The sequence below is a fragment of the Pigmentiphaga sp. NML080357 genome (genome assembly GCF_002188465.1).
Taxonomy (GTDB): domain Bacteria; phylum Pseudomonadota; class Gammaproteobacteria; order Burkholderiales; family Burkholderiaceae_B; genus Pigmentiphaga.
The window spans coordinates 1-16,204 of sequence record NZ_NINW01000040.1; the positions used below are offsets into that span (position 1 = coordinate 1).

At 65.8% G+C, this 16,204-nt stretch carries 10 protein-coding genes; 3 read left to right on the plus strand and 7 right to left on the minus strand.

Translation table 11 applies throughout. The annotated features are described in order from the left end of the window. Positions 1-263: 263 nt before the first annotated feature. A complete protein-coding gene (locus CDO44_RS18240; RefSeq protein WP_087781715.1) occupies positions 264-1,256 on the plus strand; it encodes a tripartite tricarboxylate transporter substrate binding protein in 993 nt (330 codons plus the stop codon). Between the two features lie 8 nt (positions 1,257-1,264). Beyond that, entirely contained in the window at positions 1,265-2,722 is a 1,458-nt protein-coding gene (locus CDO44_RS18245) for a UbiD family decarboxylase (RefSeq protein ID WP_087781716.1), read from the plus strand. Positions 2,723-2,785: 63 nt separating this feature from the next. Here CDO44_RS18245 and CDO44_RS18250 read toward each other — a convergent pair whose 3' ends face one another. The 6 genes from CDO44_RS18250 to CDO44_RS18275 form a co-directional block, all read right to left on the minus strand. Continuing rightward, complete coding sequence (locus tag CDO44_RS18250) at positions 2,786-4,912, minus strand: bifunctional 2',3'-cyclic-nucleotide 2'-phosphodiesterase/3'-nucleotidase (protein WP_087781717.1); 2,127 nt, start codon at positions 4,910-4,912, stop codon at positions 2,786-2,788. 228 nt (positions 4,913-5,140) lie between these two features. Then, the gene (locus CDO44_RS18255) at positions 5,141-8,242 is read right to left on the minus strand and encodes an efflux RND transporter permease subunit (RefSeq protein WP_087781718.1); all 3,102 of its coding nucleotides are present in this window, start codon (positions 8,240-8,242) and stop codon (positions 5,141-5,143) included. Between the two features lie 17 nt (positions 8,243-8,259). After that, on the minus strand, positions 8,260-9,411 hold the full coding sequence (locus CDO44_RS18260) for an efflux RND transporter periplasmic adaptor subunit (protein WP_087781719.1): 1,152 nt from the start codon (positions 9,409-9,411) through the stop codon (positions 8,260-8,262). Positions 9,412-9,487: 76 nt separating this feature from the next. Further along, positions 9,488-11,005 carry an efflux transporter outer membrane subunit gene (locus CDO44_RS18265; RefSeq protein WP_087781720.1) on the minus strand — a complete coding sequence of 506 codons (1,518 nt, stop codon included), beginning with the start codon at positions 11,003-11,005 and terminating at the stop codon, positions 9,488-9,490. Between the two features lie 470 nt (positions 11,006-11,475). Then, positions 11,476-12,501 (minus strand): porin, encoded by a 1,026-nt coding sequence (locus CDO44_RS18270; RefSeq protein ID WP_087781721.1) that lies wholly within the window; start codon positions 12,499-12,501, stop codon positions 11,476-11,478. A gap of 338 nt (positions 12,502-12,839) precedes the next feature. Next, positions 12,840-13,883, minus strand: coding sequence for a porin (locus tag CDO44_RS18275; RefSeq protein WP_158213334.1), 1,044 nt, complete (start codon positions 13,881-13,883; stop codon positions 12,840-12,842). 214 nt (positions 13,884-14,097) lie between these two features. Here CDO44_RS18275 and coq7 point away from each other — a divergent pair, with 214 nt between their 5' ends. Continuing rightward, entirely contained in the window at positions 14,098-14,760 is a 663-nt protein-coding gene (gene coq7, locus CDO44_RS18280; RefSeq protein ID WP_233146257.1) for a 2-polyprenyl-3-methyl-6-methoxy-1,4-benzoquinone monooxygenase, read from the plus strand. Positions 14,761-14,766: 6 nt separating this feature from the next. Here the strand turns inward: coq7 and CDO44_RS18285 are convergent, their stop codons facing one another. Next, a complete protein-coding gene (locus CDO44_RS18285) occupies positions 14,767-15,192 on the minus strand; it encodes an OsmC family protein (protein WP_087781724.1) in 426 nt (141 codons plus the stop codon). Positions 15,193-16,204 lie beyond the last annotated feature (1,012 nt).

A 16,204-nucleotide genomic window follows, 5' to 3' on the forward strand; every position in this document is an offset into this window, starting at 1 on the left:
AGTGGATGTGGTCCTACAATCACGAGCGCCCGAACATGGCCCTGGGCGGATTTACCCCGAAACAGCGGCTCGCCATGGCCGCATAGCGTTCCTACTTCTGGCAAACGCTAAAAATGGGGGGATTACCACAGGTTTCCGAGCGATGCGTGGATATTCATTGGGTAACCTAATCAATACATGATAATAACTCGATTGAATAATAAATCGCTGGGCGTTGTAATGGCGATCCTGAAACCACGACACAGTGGAAGGAGACGAGCGCCATGGAAATCCGCACAGGGTTGCCCAAGCCGTGGCGCGGCCCGGGACGCCGTGCCGTCCTGGCGATGGGACTGGCGCTGGCCATGCCTGTCGCAGCCCCGGCCGCGCAACAAACGATATCGATGGTGGTTGCGGCATCGCCGGGTACCGGCGTGGACATCCTGGCCCGCGCAATCAGCCAGCAGCTTGCGATGCGTTCAGGTATTGCGGCCGTGGTCGATAACCGGCCCGGGGCCAGCGGCAACATAGGCGCGGACCACGTGGCGCGGTCGAAGCCCGATGGCTCGACGCTGCTGGTGGCGGCGACCACCTTCGCCACCAATGCCGCCGTCAATCACGCGCTTCCCTACGATCCGATCAAGGATTTCGCCCCTGTCGCGCTGCTCGGGACGGGGACGCTTTGCCTGGCGGTGCCCGCGTCGTTTCCCGCCAATACGCTGGCGGATTTCATCGCCAAGGCGAAAGCCGAGCCGGGCAAGATCAACTACGCGTCGCCGGGCAACGGGACGCCCCAGCATCTGGCGATGGAGCTCTTTAAGCAGGAAGCCGGTATTGATCTGTTTCACGTGCCGTTCAAGGGGACGGGCGGAGCGATCAACGACCTGTCGGGCGGTCATGTTTCCGCCATGATCGTTCCCCTGCACACGGTCATGTCGCTGGTGAAGGGCGGCAAGCTGAAGATCCTCGCGGTCATGAGCGGCGAGCGGGTGCCTTCCCTGCCCACGGTACCGACTTTTCGCGAGCTGGGATACGACCAGGTGCAGGTCGACGTCTGGTATGGGCTGCTTGCTCCGGCTGGCACGCCCACCGCGGTCATCGACCGGCTCAATGGGGAAGTGAACGAGGCATTGAAGAATCCGGAGGTGATCGCCGGGCTCGCGAAGCAGGGCATCGAGCCGCAGGGCGGTACGCCCGGTCGCATGGCCAACGTGCTGGCCGCGGAAATCAAGCGGTGGCCGCCGGTCGTGCGGGCGGCGCAAATCAAGGCTGACTAGGTCTAGACATGCAGAAGACTTGGAACGATTACGAGCGTCCTCATCAAGATTTGCGAGAGTTGCTCGAACGGGTGGACAAGGCAGGGGAACTGCTGCGAATCGACGGCGCGGACTGGAATCTCGAGGTCGGCACGCTTGCCGAGATCGTGTACAGCTCGCGGCAAACCGAGCCGCCGGCCATCCTGTTCGACAACATCCCCGGCTATCCGCCCGGGTTCCGGTTGCTGTCCGGCGCCACCAATTCTTCTGCGCGGTTGGCGCTGACGCTGGGGTTTCCTGTGCCGGAGGGCCCCATGGATGTGGTTCGTTCGTATCGAGACCGCATGCGGCATCATGAACCCATCCCTCCTCGCGTCGTGGAGACCGGACCCGTCCTGGAAAACATTGACCGGGACGACGACGTCGACATCTTCAAGTTCCCCATCCCGTTCCTGCACGAGCTGGACGGCGGGCGCTACATCGGGACCGACGACCTCGTCATCATGCGCGATCCCGAGCTGGACTGGATCAACATCGGCACCTACCGGTCCATGGCCCACAGCCGCAACCGCGTCGGCCTGTGGACGTCGCCGGGCAAGCAGGGCCGGCAGATCCGGGACAAGTACTTCAAGCAGGGCAAGCCCTGCCCGGTACTGATCTCGTGCGGGCACGACCCGATGCTGTTCCTGGCCGGCGGCAACGAGCTGCGATTCGGCCTGTCGGAATACGACTATTCGGGCGGCCATCGGGGGCTGCCTTTCGATGTCGTCCTGAGCGAAGTGCACAAGCTGCCCATGCCCGCCCACAGCGAAATCGTGCTCGAGGGCGAGATGTATCCCGGCGATACCTTGCCGGAAGGGCCTTTCGGCGAGTTCACCGGCTACTATGCCGGCGGCAAGAGCGACCAGCCGGTGGTCCGCGTGCAGCGGGTCTACTACCGCAACAATCCCATCATGACCATGGCGACGCCACTGCGGCCGCCTTCCGATTTCTCGTTTTCCAAGTGCGTCATGAAGGCCGGGATGATATGGGACGAGGTCGAGCGCGCGGGCTTGAGCGGCGTCAAGGGGGTCTGGTGCCACGAGGCCGGCGCCGCGCGCCTGTTCAACATCATCTCTATCAAGCAGGCGTTCGCCGGACATGCCAGGCAGGCCGCGATGCTGGCCGCCAATTGCCAGTCGGGGTCCTATCTCGGACGCTTCGTGGTGGTGGTGGACGAGGACGTCGACCCGACGAACCTGTTCGACGTGGTGTGGGCCATGTGCACGCGTTGCGATCCGGTGGAGGATATCGAGTTCATCCGCAAGGCGTGGAGCGGTCCGCTGGATCCGCGCATACCGCGCGGGACCAGCACCAACTCGCGCGCGGTAATCGATGCCTGCCGTCCTTTCGAGATGTTGAAGGACTTCCCGCCGGTGGCATGCGCGAGCCCCGAGTTGCGCAGGAAGGTGGCGGAGAAATTCCGGTCGGTGCTGGCGGGGCTGTGAATCGGCCCCAGGGAGCGGAGAGCGTGCCGCTCCCTCAGGGCTTTCGCTCGGGGTCAGGCTGGCCTAGTCCTGACTCAGGTCGATCCGATAAACCGCCCGCTCCTCCCCACTCCCGTCATCCGCCGTCACCAGGCTGACATTCTCCAGCCCCGCCTCTTGCGCGACCCCCAGCGCATTCTTCCCCGACTTGAACAACACCGCCCCCGCCGTATTCACCGGCGTGAACCGCCAGCTCCGCGCCGACCCATTCTCCGCCCGCGTGATATGCGGATGCGCCTTGATGTAGTTGATCACCACATCCCGGTTCGCATCCGGCGAGGCATAGACGATGTCGAACTCCTTGCCATCCCCGAGGATGTACCGGGCGCTGCTTTCCGCGCGGTAGTTGTTGGTGGCCACGATGAATTCCTTTCCGTCCACGGGTTCGCCGCGATAGCGCAGGTTCTTGATGCGGCTGCCTTCGGGCTGGGTCACGTCGATCTCATACTGGATGTCGGCCGAGGTGAACATGTCGAAGTTGTACCCGGCGAAGGGCGACTTGCCCGGAGGGACCTGGCCGGTCTTGGTGTCCTTGATGAGCCACTGGTCCTCGGCCTTGGCGGGGTCGATCTGGTTGAAGCGCAATGCGGCGTTTTCGAGCCACAGCTTGAGTTCGGCGCCATTGACCTTCACCGCGTAGACCGTGTTGGGGTAGAGGTACAGGTCGGCGGCGTGGTAGATGGCGAGGTCGCCGGCGGCTACGTCGGTGTAGTCGCTCCCGCCCTGGAAGCCGGCCTTGAAGGGGGCGCTGATGGAGAGCACCGGCAGGCTGGCGTATTCGGGCAGGTTGTCCTGGATGTACTGGCTCACGTAGCTCTGCTGGGCCTGGTTGACGAGCTGGATGGCGCCCGGGTCGCCCACGTCGGCGAACAGCGTGCTCATGCGGAAGTCGGAGTCGCCGATGGGTGTCTTGACGTATTCGATGGCGGCGTTGTGCTGCGCCTCTACCGCGGCAGCGACGGCCGCGTCGGCGGCGACGTACTGGTTGGCGCCCTGGCTGTTCTTGCCGGTCAGGATGTTGCGCAGTTCGACCTTGGTCTTGCTCCGGTCGAGCTGCCATTTGGCGCCGTCCCACTTGAGCGCATAGTCGATCACGCCCAGCGCCTTGCCCCAGGAGCTGGGCATGACGGCGGGGACGCCGTGCACCAGGCCGGCCTGGTTGTCCACGCCGTTGAATTTGTAGGCGGGGTTCGTGCCGCGGTCGGGGAAGACGCCGTGCTGGTGGCCCATGACGAGCCCATCGATGCCCGGCACCTGGGCGACGTAGAGGCCGGGGTTTTCCATGTCGGAGGAATACTGGGCGTCGCTCATGCCGCCATGCAGCAGCACGAACACGAGGTCGGCGCCCTGGGCGCGGACTTCGGGCACGTACCGCTGGGCCGCTTCCAGGCCGCCTTCCACCGTGACCTTGCCCTGCAGGTGGCGCTTGTCCCAGTTCATGATGCCGGGCGTGGTCAGGCCGACCAGGCCGATCTTGATCGGCAGCTTGACGGTGTCGCCGTCTTCCTGGGTGGCGGTGATTTCGCGGTCGAGGATCACGTAGGGAGGAAGCAGCGTCTCGTTGGTCTTGACGCTCTTCACGTTGGCCAGCGCCATCGGAAAGCCGGGTCCGGCGCAACGCTTGCTGGCGTCCACGCCTTCCACGTTCAACCCGCCGCCCAGCGCCTGGTTCAGGAACGGCAGGCCGTAGTTGAACTCATGGTTGCCGAGGGTGCCGGCGTCGTACTGGAGGACGCCCATGGCCTTGTACATCGAGAGCTGCTGCCCGCACGGGATGGGCTCGACCTGGGCCTCGTAGTCGGCCAGCGCGGTGCCCTGGATGGTGTCGCCGTTGTCGACCAGCAGGCTGTTGGGGAAGGCCTTGCGCGCTTCGCGGATCAGCGTGGCGGTGCGCTCGAAGCCGTAGGACGGGTCTTCGGCCAGCTTGAAGTAGTCGTAGCTGCGGACGTTGAAGTGCAGGTCGGTCGAGGCCAGCAAGGCCAGTTGCGCCGTGGCGCTTTCCTGCGCGGCGGGCGGCGGGGTAGACGGATTGCCGTTGTCATCATCGTCGCCGCCACAGGCGGCGAGGGAGACGGCGGTGCCGAATGCCAGCAGGACGTGCAGACAGCGAATGCGGAGTTTGCGGGTATCGATGGGCGAGGGGAGTGGCATTGATCGAACCTGAGGGGTGCGGAGTGGACGGTGGATTGTGACCAATGCCCCTTGACCAAACGATGACATGGCGATCCCGCGGCTTGGGCCCCGAGTGGTGGGCAAGCCGGCCGGAACCGCGCGAAAAATCTAGGGTGTCACGAGGGGTTCACGAAGCGGCTTCGGTTTTTTGTTGCATTTCTTACCGAGCCGCATCGGTTGCGTATGCGAGTGCCATAAATAGGCCGCTCACGCGGGGGAGTGCTTTCTGCCCCTTCTCGCCAACCGCGCCACCCACTGCCCGAAGTCATCCACGAACAGGAACACCACCGGTATCACCAGCAGACTCAGGAAGGTCGAGGTGATCAACCCGCCCAGCACCGCGATCGCCATGGGCGAACGGAAGCTCGGGTCCGCCGCGCCATACCCGATGGCGATGGGCAGCATCCCCGCGCCCATCGCCATGGTGGTCATGATGATGGGCCGCGCGCGCTTGTGGCACGCGTCCAGCAGCGCGTCCCACCGGCTCATGCCCGGCACGGCAGGCCGCACGTCGGTGGCCGGGTGGCCCCGGCGCGCGATGATGGCGTATTCCACCAGCAGGATGGAGTTCTTGGTGGCGATGCCCATCAGCATCACGAGCCCGATCAGCGAGGGCATGGAAAAGCTCTTGTCCGCGATCAGGAGGCCCACGAAGGCGCCGCCCAGGGAGAGGGGCAGCGCCGCGAGGATGGTGACGGGGTGCAGGAAGTGCTTGAACAGCAGCACCAGCACGACGTAGATGCACAGCACCCCGGTGAGCATGGCCAGGCCGAAGCTCTGGAACAGCTCGCCCATGACTTCGGCGTCGCCCACGGTGGCCTGGCGCACGCCCGCCGGCAGGTTCTTGATGGTGGGCAGTTCGGCCACGCGCTGGGCGACTTCGCCCAGGTCCATGCCTGCCAGCTCGATCTCGAAGTTGATGTTGCGCGAGCGGTCGTAGCGGTCGATGACGGTGGGTCCGGCCGAGAACGCCATGTCGGCGACCTGGCCCAGCATCACCGGCCCGCGGCTGCCGGGCACGGAGAGGCGTTCCAGCACCGAGAGGTCGGTGCGCGCGGCCTCGTCGAGGCGCACGACGATGGGCACTTGGCGCTGCGACAGGTTGAGCTTGGGCAGCGAGATGTCGTAGTCGCCCACGGTCGCGATGCGCAGCGTGTCGGCGATGGCGCTGCTGGTGACGCCGAGGTCGGCGGCGCGGGCGAAGTCGGGGCGCACGGCGATCTCGGGGCGGATCAGGCTGGCGGTGGACGAGATGTTGCCCAGGCCGGGAATGGTGCGCAGTTCCTTGGCGACGGCCAGCGCGGCGCTGTTCAGCGCGTCGGGATTGTCGCCGGTCAGCACGAGCACGTATTTGTTGTTGGACCCGCCCAGGCCGACGCGGCTGCGCATGCCGGGGATCTCCTGCAGGGCGGCGCGCATCTGCTCTTCGATGCCTTGCTTCTTGGGGCGTTCTTCGCGCGGGTCGAGCTGGATGGTGAGCGTGGCCTTGCGGACTTCGGCCGCCCCGGCCATGGAGAACGGATCGCCGCCGGCGGTGCCGCCGCCGATGGTGGTGTAGACGCTGCGCACGTGCGGGATCTGGGCCAGGCGCAGGCGGACCAGTTCGGCGGTGTCCAGCGTCTGCGCCAGGGTGGAGCCAGGCGGCAGTTCGACCATGACCTGGGTCTGGGAGTTGTCGTCGGCGGGCATGAAGCCGGCGGGCAGCAGGGGGATCATGCCGATCGACAGGATGAAGAACAGGGCGGCGCCCAGCACGGTGAGCCAGCGGTGCCGCATGCAGGCGGAGACCCAGCGCATGTAGGTCCGCAGCCAGCGCGGCTCCTTGTCCGCCGCCACCATGGGCTTGAGGAGGTAGGCCGCCATCATGGGGGTGAGGACGCGCGCGACGATGAGCGAGGCGAATACCGCCAGTGCCGCGGTCCAGCCGAACTGCTTGAAGAAGCGTCCGGCGATGCCGCTCATGAAGGCGGTGGGCAGGAAGACGGCAATGAGGGTGAAGGTGGTGGCGACGACCGCGAGGCCGATTTCGTCCGCCGCTTCCATGGCGGCCTGGTAGGGTTTCTTGCCCATCCGCAGGTGGCGCACGATGTTCTCGACCTCGACGATGGCGTCGTCGACCAGGATGCCGATGACCAGCGACAGCGCCAGCAGGGTGATGACGTTGATCGAGAACCCGAGGAAATACATGCCGGCGAACGCGGGGATCACGGACAGCGGCAGGGCGACGGCCGAGATCAGCGTGGCGCGCCAGTCGCGCAGGAACAGCCAGACCACCAGCACGGCGAGCAGGGCGCCTTCGTAGAGCAGGCGCATGGAGCCGTCGTACTCTTCCTGTACCGGCGTGACGAAGTTGAAGGACTCGGTGATCTCCAGGTCGGCGTGCTGGGCCTTGAGTTCGTTCAGGGCACGCTCCACGCCCTCGGCGACGTCGAGTTCGCTGGCGCCGCGGCTGCGCGCGACCTCGAAGCCGACCACCGGCTGGCCGTCGAGCAGCGCCGCGGAACGGCGCTCGGCGATGGTATCGCTCACGGTCGCGACATCGGACAGCCGGATCGGCCTGCCATCGGTCAGCACCAGGCGCAGGTCGGCCAGTTCTTCGGCCGTCCGCACGTTGGCGAGCGTGCGCACCGGTTGTTCGGCGCTCCCGATGTCGGTGCGCCCACCGGAGCTTTCGCGCTGCACCTGCCGCAGCTGGCGCGAGATGTCGGCGGCCGAGGCGCCCAGCGCCTGCAGGCGCTGCGGATCGAGGGCGATGCGCACCTCGCGCGTGACGCCGCCCACGCGGTTGACGGCGCCGACGCCCGGCACCGTCAGCAGCTTGCGCGCGACGTCGTTGTCGACGAACCAGGACAGCGCCTCGTCGTCCATGCTGGCTGCGCGCACCGTGAAGGCGAGAACCGGCTGGCCGGCCAGGTCCACCTTGTTGATGATGGGGTCGCGCAGGTCGGCCGGCATGTCGGCGCGTACGCGCGAGACGGCCGAGCGGACGTCGTCCACCGCTTCCTGCAGGGGCTTTTCCAGTTCGAACTCGGTGGTGAGCGTGACGGTACCGTCCTGGATCTTGGTGTAGACGTGCTTGAGGCCCTGCAGCGTGGCGATGGAGTTTTCCAGCTTGCGCGCGACGTCGTTCTCCAGCTGGCTGGGGGAGGCGCCGGGCAGCGTGGCCGTGACCATGACCATGGGCAGGTCGATGTCGGGAAAGTTCTGCACCTTCATGGCGTGGAACGACATCAGGCCGGCGAAGGTCAGCAGCACGAACAGCATGCCCGACGGAATCGGATTGCGTATGGACCAGGTCGATACATTCATCGCGGCGTCTCCGTCTTTCAGCGCGTGATGGCCGTTGCCGGCGTAGCCGCGGGGGCGGGGGTATCGACGATGCTCACGAGATCGCCGTCGGTCAGGAAGCCCGCGCCGCGCACGGCGATGCGGGCGTCGGGCGAGAGCCCTTCCAGGATCTCGACGCGATCGCCGTCACGCCGTCCGGTCTGCACCTTGCGCTGGGCGACGCGATTGTCGGGGCCGACCACGAAGACGTAATTGAAGGCCTCGCGCATGACGACGGCCTGCTGGGGCACCGTCATGGCTTGCGCGCTGCCCAGCTGGAACTCGCCGCGCGCGAACATGCCGGCCTTGGCGGAGGAGCCGGCCGCGCCCGCGCCGGGCAGGTCGACGTAGACCAGCGTATTGCGCGTTTGCGGATCGACGGTCGGACCGATGGTGCGGACCTTGCCCTGCAGGCGTTCGCCGCTGGCTGCGACGATGGCGGCGGAGTCTCCCACGTGAATGCGGCCGACCTCCGCCGAGGTGACTTCGGCGCGCCATTCCAGGCGTCCCTTGCGGATCATGCGGAAGAGTTCCGTTCCCGGGCTGACGACCGCGCCCACCGTGGCGGTGCGCGAGGAGATGATGCCGCTGTCGGGCGCCCGGACCTGGGTGAACTTCAGGCGCAGTTCCTGCGCGGCAAGGCTGGCGCGCGCCGATTCCACGCGCGCCTGGGCTGTCTGCCCGCCGGTGACGTACTGGTGGATCTGCGATTCGCTCAGCGCGCCCGAGGCTTTCAGCGAGATCGCCCGTTCGGCGTTGGCGCGCGCCTCGGCCGCGCTGGCTTCGGCTTCGGCCAGGGCCGCCCGGGCCTGGGCGATGTCGGCCCGCACCGTTTCCGCGGCGAAGGTCGCCAGGACTTGCCCGGCCTTGACGGCGTCGCCCACGTTGACCCGGACTTCCTCCAGCCGCAGGCCCCCGATCTCGGCGCCGATGCTGGCTTCCTGCCACGCCATGATGTTGCCGTTGGCCTGCAGGGAGACGCGCAGCGACTGCATCTGCGGCTTGGCGACCGTGACGGTCAATGCGGGACGCGGGGCCGGTGCGTCGTCCTTGCCGGCGGCTTGCGGGGCGGGGACGAGGGCGATGCCGGCCAGAACGGCACCAAGCAGGGCGGCAGCGATAAGAGGACGTAGCGGCATGGGCAAGGTCATGGTTGGGTTCGGACACCGACGGCGGAGCGAATACGGATCATCGCCGTCGCCATGGAAGCGTGGTGAGTCGGATGGATCAGGAGGGATCGGTTGCCGGCGCGGCGGTGGCGGTCGGCGCGGGATCCGGCGGAACGGGTTCTCCTTGCCGCCAGCCACCGCCGACGGCGCGGTACAGGGCGATCCAGGCCGCCATGCGTTCGCGCTCGAGCGCGGATTGGGTCGTGCGGGCAGTCAGCAGCATGCGGCGCGACTCCTCGAGTTCCAGCAGGCTGGCGAGCCCGCCGCGATAGCGTTGTTCCGTGGCCTCGAACGAGACCCGGTAGCCCTCGACCGCGGCCTGCGCATCGGCGGTGCGGGTGGCCGTGCTTCGCAGGTTGACGAGCGCCTCTTCCACTTCGCGCACCGCCTGTCGGGCGGTGGCGCGGTATTGGGTGACGGCTTCGTCGTAGCGGGCGCGTGCCGACTCGATGTCGGCACGGCGGCGGCCGCCGTCGAACAGCGGCAGCGTCACTGCCAGCGGTCCGATGGACCAGGTATTGACGTCCACCTCCGTGCCGCGCGCCGCGAACGAGGCAACGCCGACGCTGCCGCTCAAGGTCAACCGGGGATAGCGCTTGGCCTGGGCGCTTCCGACCTCGGCGCTGGCGGCGGCCACGTTGCGATCGGCGTTGAATACGTCCGGCCGCTGGGCCAGCACCGCGGCGGGCAGGCGGTCGATGGCGAACAGGGTTTCGGGCGGGCGATGCGCCGGTGGCTGGGCGACCCGGGCGCGTAGGTCCGTTTCATCGAGCGCGGTCAGCGCGACCAGCGCCTTGATGCTGATTTCGCACACGGCGCGTTGCTGGCTCACCCGCGCGGCGGCCTCGGCGCTGCTGGCGCGCGCCAGCGCCGCATTGGCGGTGGATTGGAAGCCCGCGCGCATGGCGAGGTCGGTCAGCCGATGGCTCTCGGCGCGAGAGGCGGCGTCCGATTCCAGGATCGCGAGTTCGCGCCGGCATCCGCGCAGGTTGTTCAGTTCATTGGCCACTTCCGCCGCGACCGATGTGCGGGCCTCGTGCCACTGCGCCTGGGCACCTTCCAGCCGGGCCTGGGCGGCATCGCGCGTGGCCGTGTTCGCCCCGAACAGGTCCACTTCCCATGACGCCTGCAGCCCGGCCTGGTTCTGGGTCGCGACACCTCCGGCGATTTGCGAAAAGCCGCGGCTGGTTTGCGCGTTGGCCTCCAGCGTCGGCCCCAGCGCCGCCGCTGCCGAAACACGTGCCGCCCGCGCTTGCAGAAAACGCGAGCGCGCCGCGCCCACCGTCGGACTGGCCGCCTGTGCCGCCTCGATGAGGCCCACCAGCGCAGGATCGCCCGCCTGCCGCCACCACTCCAGCAATTGCCGCTGGCTGGAGTGGTGCGGCAGGTTCGCAGCCGCCGAAACGCCATCCCCCGGCACCGGCGCATGCCAGCCCGCAGGCGGCGACAAGGGAACCGACGGCGCCGGCGCCTTCAAGGCGCAACCAGCCGTCAGCAGCAGCGGCGCGAGGGCCGCGACACCGGTCGTGCGGCGTGGCAATGAAAGAGGGAACGGCTTGGATCGTGCGAGCGGCATACGGAGGTAGCACAACGCTAAGGTGGACAGCCAACGCCGCCCGCCTGCGCCATGCCGGTGCGTGAACGACCCGATAGCGTAATCTAAAAGAATTAGAAATGCGTTAATGAAGCCCACCCCCTTGCGGCCTTCGGCCGCTCCCCCTCAAGGGGGCGGCGCTGGCGGACCGGCAAAGCCGGATCCGCGGCGCCCTGGATCTAGTACGGCTTTCTTGGTTCGTGCACTGTTGCTACCGCTGGCAGCCAGCGAAGCACCGATGCCACAACCCAAGATAACGGTACTAGACCCAGGATGCGGTGGATCCGGCTCCGCCGGTCCACCCGCATCGCCCCCTTGAGGGGGGCGCGAAGCGCGGAGGGGGTGGGCTTCCCTAAAAAAAATGCACCGGACCGTTTCCGGTCCGGTGCAGCGAGGCGCCCAGGGGGTTCTAGGCGCCGATGCGAAGGCGCGGTGTGCGCCTTGCCGCCGATTTAGAACATGTGACGCAGGCCCACGCCGAATTGACGGGTGGTCTTGTCGCCGGTGGTGACGGCGCTGCCGTAGTGGCCGACGTTGTCCATGTTGCTGAAGAACGCATAGGCGTTGGTACGACGCGACAGCGGGTAGGTGTAACCGACGCTGAAGCCTTCGATGTCCCAATCCTTGGCCTTCTGGTACGAGCCGAACAGCGAGCCGGGGCCCACGGGAGCCGACGCGCCGACCATGTACGACAGGGTCTTCTCGGCGAAGCGGCCGTTCCAGCCCGGAACGTCGCCTACGTTGACCGCAACCTTGCGCTGGTCGGCAACCGCGGCGTGCAGCTTGACCACGCCGAAGTCATAGGTACCGCCCAACTGGGTCGAACGGCCCACGCCGCCGCCGGTGGCGGGTTCGACCTGGTCGTACGTCAGGGCGACTTCGATCGGACCGTTGGCGTAGCGCAGACCCGAGGTGATGGCACGGTTGTTGGTGCCGGCGACCGGGGTTTCGCTGGTCGAACGGTTGAAGCTGTAGCCGATCGCGCCTTGGAAGCCGGCCCAGGTCGGCGTGAAGTACATCACGCTGTTGCTGTTGCGGACTTGGTTGGCGGCGATGAAGGTCGAGCCCATGCCGGCTTGACGGAAGGTCGTGCCGAACGGATCGATGTTGGTGAAGAACTGCGAGCCGAGGATGAACTGGCGGCCGAAGCGGATTTCACCCAGCGTGTTGGACGACAGGCCCACCCACGATTGGCGGTTGAACAGGCCCGACTGGGTGGTGGTGCCGTCGTCGGCGTTGATGCCGGCTTCCAGCAGGAAGTTGGCCTTCAGGCCGTTGCCCAGGTCTTCCGAGCCGCGCAGGCCGAAGCGGGAGTCGCTTTGCAGGCCGCTGTCGAGAGCGTTGCGGGCCTTCAGGCCTTCAGTCTTGGTATACAGGTAGCCCATATCCATGACGCCGTACAGGGTGACCGAGCTCTGCGCGTGCGCGGCACCAGCCATGCCAGCCATGACGGCGGCAGCGATCAACGTTTTTTTCATTGAAACATCTCCATGATTGACCTGGTATCCGCAGAAAGCGGCGGGGTGCGAAGGGGGCGGATGGAGTGCGCGGATCCATCGTCGGGTGCCCGCCCGCTGCGGGAAAACCAGTGCTTCCCGATGGGAAGTTGGTCATATTGCAGCAAAGAATCCGGGTTAACACCAAGCCAGAGGGCAAAGAATGGCCGGGTTTTTACTTATTCTTACCCGTGTTGTTGCTTTTATGCCAAAGATCACGGAAAAAGCCCGCCTGCGGGCGGACCGGAGGCGGGAAACACTCACTGCTGAAGTAACCGCTCCACCCCGGCGTAAGACCCCGCCGGGGTGGAGAGAGAGCTTTAGAACTTGTGCTGCAGGCCGATGGCGATTTCGCGCTTGTCGCCGGGCTGCTTGTTGTCGGTGCGGGCAATCACGTCGGTGTACTGGTTGAACAGGGCGTACACCATGGTGCGCTTGGACAGCGTGTAGTTGTAGCCGATGGCGTAGCCGTTGATGGCCTTGTCCTGGCGGCCGGCGTTGATGTTGGCGTTGTCGTTGCGCTGGTAGGTGGCGAACACGGAATGGGCGCCGAACGGCACGGTCACGCCGATCAGGTACGAGTTTTCCTTCTCGGCGCTGGAGCGGTAGCCCGAGTTCTGCAGGCGGCCGTAGCCGGCGTGCAGCTTGGCCATGCCGAAGTCATAGGTGGCGCCGAGCTGGATGTTCTTCAGGTCGGATCCGCCCACGCCGGCACCGGGGGCCTGGTCGGCGGCGTTCTTCTGTTCATAGGTCAGCACGGCCAGCAGGGGGCCGGTCTGGTAGCGCAGGCCCAGCGAGTAGACCGAGTTGTCGCCATCGTTGCCGGTGGTCTCGGAGCCCGAGGCGTTGAAGCTGTAGCCGGCGCCGAACTGGAAGCCGCTGAACTTGGGCGACAGGTAGAAGGCGCTGTTGCTGACGCGATCGTCGATGCCGTTGACGTTGAAGATCGTCTTGCTCTGGGCTTGCGAGTAGGCGTTGCCGAAGGGGTTGATCGCGCCGCGGAACCAGTTGAAGCCCAGCGTATCCTGGCGGCCCAGGCGGACTTCACCGAAGCTGCCCGACAGGCCCACCCAGGCGGCGCGGTCGAACAGCTGGCCGCTGGCGCTCTGGATGCCGGTGTCGGCCTTGAAGCCGCTTTCCAGTTGGAAGTTGGCCTTCAGGCCGTTGCCCAGGTCTTCCACGCCGCGCAGGCCGAAGCGCGAGCTGCCGGCGATGCCGCTTTCCAGGCCGTTGGTGGCCGACTGGCCGTCCTGCTTGCTGTTCATGAAGCCCATGTCGACGATACCGTACAGCGTTACGCTCTGGGCTTGCGCGGCGCCGGCGAAACCAGCCAGCAGCGCGGCGGCGAGGAGGGTCTTTTTCAATTGAGTACTCCAAATGGATTTGTGACGTGGCACGCAAAACGTTCTTCGGTGCTCGGACGAGAGGATGACGGCCCAACATGAGGCGAAAATGACAGCTGGCTTGCACCGCCGGGAACGTTGTGCGAGAACAACGAGGTAGGGGATTGCCTATACTGGGCATATGTTCGTGTCGCAGTCCGGCTGCCGCCGGATCGGAGGTCGTATGTCGGAAACCATGTCCTTTCGTCGCGCTTCTTTGCTGGATCGGGTGCTATCCGAGGCCGATCGCGCCGTGCGGGTCCTGACCGGCTCGGTCTCCGCGCGGCGTCCCAATCCGGCCGGCAGGGCGCCGGTGGCTGGGGAAAACGCCGAGGCGCCGGAGTTGTCCCCGGCCGAACGCCGCCATGCCGCGGGCCTGATGCGGGTCAACCATGTAGGGGAGATCTGCGCCCAGGCGTTGTACCGGGGGCAGGCGCTGGTTTGCGACCGGCCCGCCACCCGTCAGCTGTTTCTCGATGCGGCGGCCGAGGAAACCGATCACCTGGCCTGGCTGGACGACCGCCTGCGGGAATTGCGCTCGCGGCCCAGTTTCTTGAACCCCTTCTGGTATGCGGGAGCGTTCGGCCTGGGCGTCCTGGCGGGCAGGGCGGGGGATGCCTGGAATCTAGGCTTCATGGCCGAGACCGAACGACAGGTGGAGCGCCACCTGGATGGGCACCTGGGCGCCTTGCCGGCCAACGACGCGCGTTCGCGCGCCATCGTCGAACAGATGTCGGCCGACGAACGCCAGCACCGGGTCACGGCGGAACAGTATGGGGGAGTCTCGCTGCCCGCACCGGTGCGGGCAGCCATGCGGTGCGGGTCCAAGGTCATGACCTCCACCGCCTACTACGTCTGAGCGTCTTCAGTCCGCTTCGGCGATCTCGACCGACCAGGTCAGTTCCGCCGTCTTCTCGAGCATGGCGGAGGCGGAACAATACTTCTCGTGGGAGAGTTGCACCGCACGTTCCACGGCGGCCGGAGGCAGGTTCTTGCCGGTGACGGTGAAAGCGAAATGGATCTTGGTGAAGACCTTGGGATCGGTTTCGGCGCGCTCCGCCTTGAGAGTCACGGTGCAGCCACGCACGGCGTGCCGGCCGCGCTTGAGGATCAGGACGACGTCGTAGGCGGTGCAGCCGCCGGTACCCGCGAGCACCAATTCCATCGGCCGCGGAGCCAGGTTATTGCCGCCGCCGTCGGGCGCGCCATCCATGACGGCAACATGTCCGCTGCCCGTCTGGGCCGTGAACAGCATGCCCTGGGGCCCGCCCCAGCTTACTGTGCATTCCATGATAGTCCTCGTGCTGCAAAAGAGTGGGATTCCGCGATCATAGCGGGAAGGGCCCTGGGTTTCGCATGCATGAGGCGCCTTCGCATGTTGCCCCGCAGCATAAAGCGGCGAAATCGTCCTCGCGCTCGAAGGGGATTGCAAAGTGTTGCTATTTTTCGCTCGCAATGTTGCGGGCAGGTCTGTAGCATACGAGGTAGGTCATTGATTTTTATGAAGATTTTTTGATCTGCTGCGCTCGGTTTTTGTACGTAAGCAACAACCCTTAGGGTTCTTGCGGTGCACAAAAAAAGCTTGCTATAATTCGATCAACGGATGACGCTTTGTATGTCGACACGGCCTCGGGCCCCTCGGCATCGTCGGATTGCCCCGCAAAGCCCATCTACCGGTGTCTCCTCCACCCTCCTCCTTTGGTGGATTAGCCCGAAGCCTTACGGCTTCGGGCTTTTTTTTGCCTCGAGCCGGACGGCCGGCGGACGAGAGGTCCCTCGCTTCCATACCTTGACGGCCCGGGACCAGTCCCGCCGCCAGCTTCCGTGTCGCCTTGTTCCGGAAAACGCGTTCAGAGGGGACGGGGCCCCCGAAATGCGTCATGCCTGACCCGGCGGTTCGCGCCCTGAATTGCTGCTTTGCATCAAATGGACCGGATGGGTTCGCAAGAAATAATGCCGGCACCCGGCGGATGGAGGGGCAGGGCGCGTTGAAAAGCTCGTGGCGGAGCAAAAAATAAAAGTTAACTTATTGATCAGTAAGGAATTTTGTGTATTGAAACGGCCAACCACATTGTGGTTTGATGTCTTAAAAAAGTTCTTGCAACGCACAAAACGTAGGCCTATAATTCGATCAACGGATGACGCTTTGTATGTCGACACGGCCCAGGGCCCCTCGGCATCGTCGGATAGCCCCGCAAAGCTCATCTACCGGTGTCTCCTCCACCCTCCTCCTTTGGTGGATTAGCCCGAAGCCTTACGGCTTCGGGCTTTTTTTTGCCATGGGATCGGGTGGGGCGATACCC

Coding starts and splice junctions, on each gene's coding strand:
- CDO44_RS18240 (WP_087781715.1), top strand. CDS start 264: ATGGAAATCCGCACAGGGTTGCCCAAGCCGTGGCGCGGCCCGGGACGC.
- CDO44_RS18245 (WP_087781716.1), top strand. CDS start 1,265: ATGCAGAAGACTTGGAACGATTACGAGCGTCCTCATCAAGATTTGCGA.
- CDO44_RS18250 (WP_087781717.1), bottom strand. CDS start 4,912: ATGCCACTCCCCTCGCCCATCGATACCCGCAAACTCCGCATTCGCTGT.
- CDO44_RS18255 (WP_087781718.1), bottom strand. CDS start 8,242: ATGAATGTATCGACCTGGTCCATACGCAATCCGATTCCGTCGGGCATG.
- CDO44_RS18260 (WP_087781719.1), bottom strand. CDS start 9,411: ATGACCTTGCCCATGCCGCTACGTCCTCTTATCGCTGCCGCCCTGCTT.
- CDO44_RS18265 (WP_087781720.1), bottom strand. CDS start 11,005: ATGCCGCTCGCACGATCCAAGCCGTTCCCTCTTTCATTGCCACGCCGC.
- CDO44_RS18270 (WP_087781721.1), bottom strand. CDS start 12,501: ATGAAAAAAACGTTGATCGCTGCCGCCGTCATGGCTGGCATGGCTGGT.
- coq7 (WP_233146257.1), top strand. CDS start 14,098: ATGTCCTTTCGTCGCGCTTCTTTGCTGGATCGGGTGCTATCCGAGGCC.
- CDO44_RS18285 (WP_087781724.1), bottom strand. CDS start 15,192: ATGGAATGCACAGTAAGCTGGGGCGGGCCCCAGGGCATGCTGTTCACG.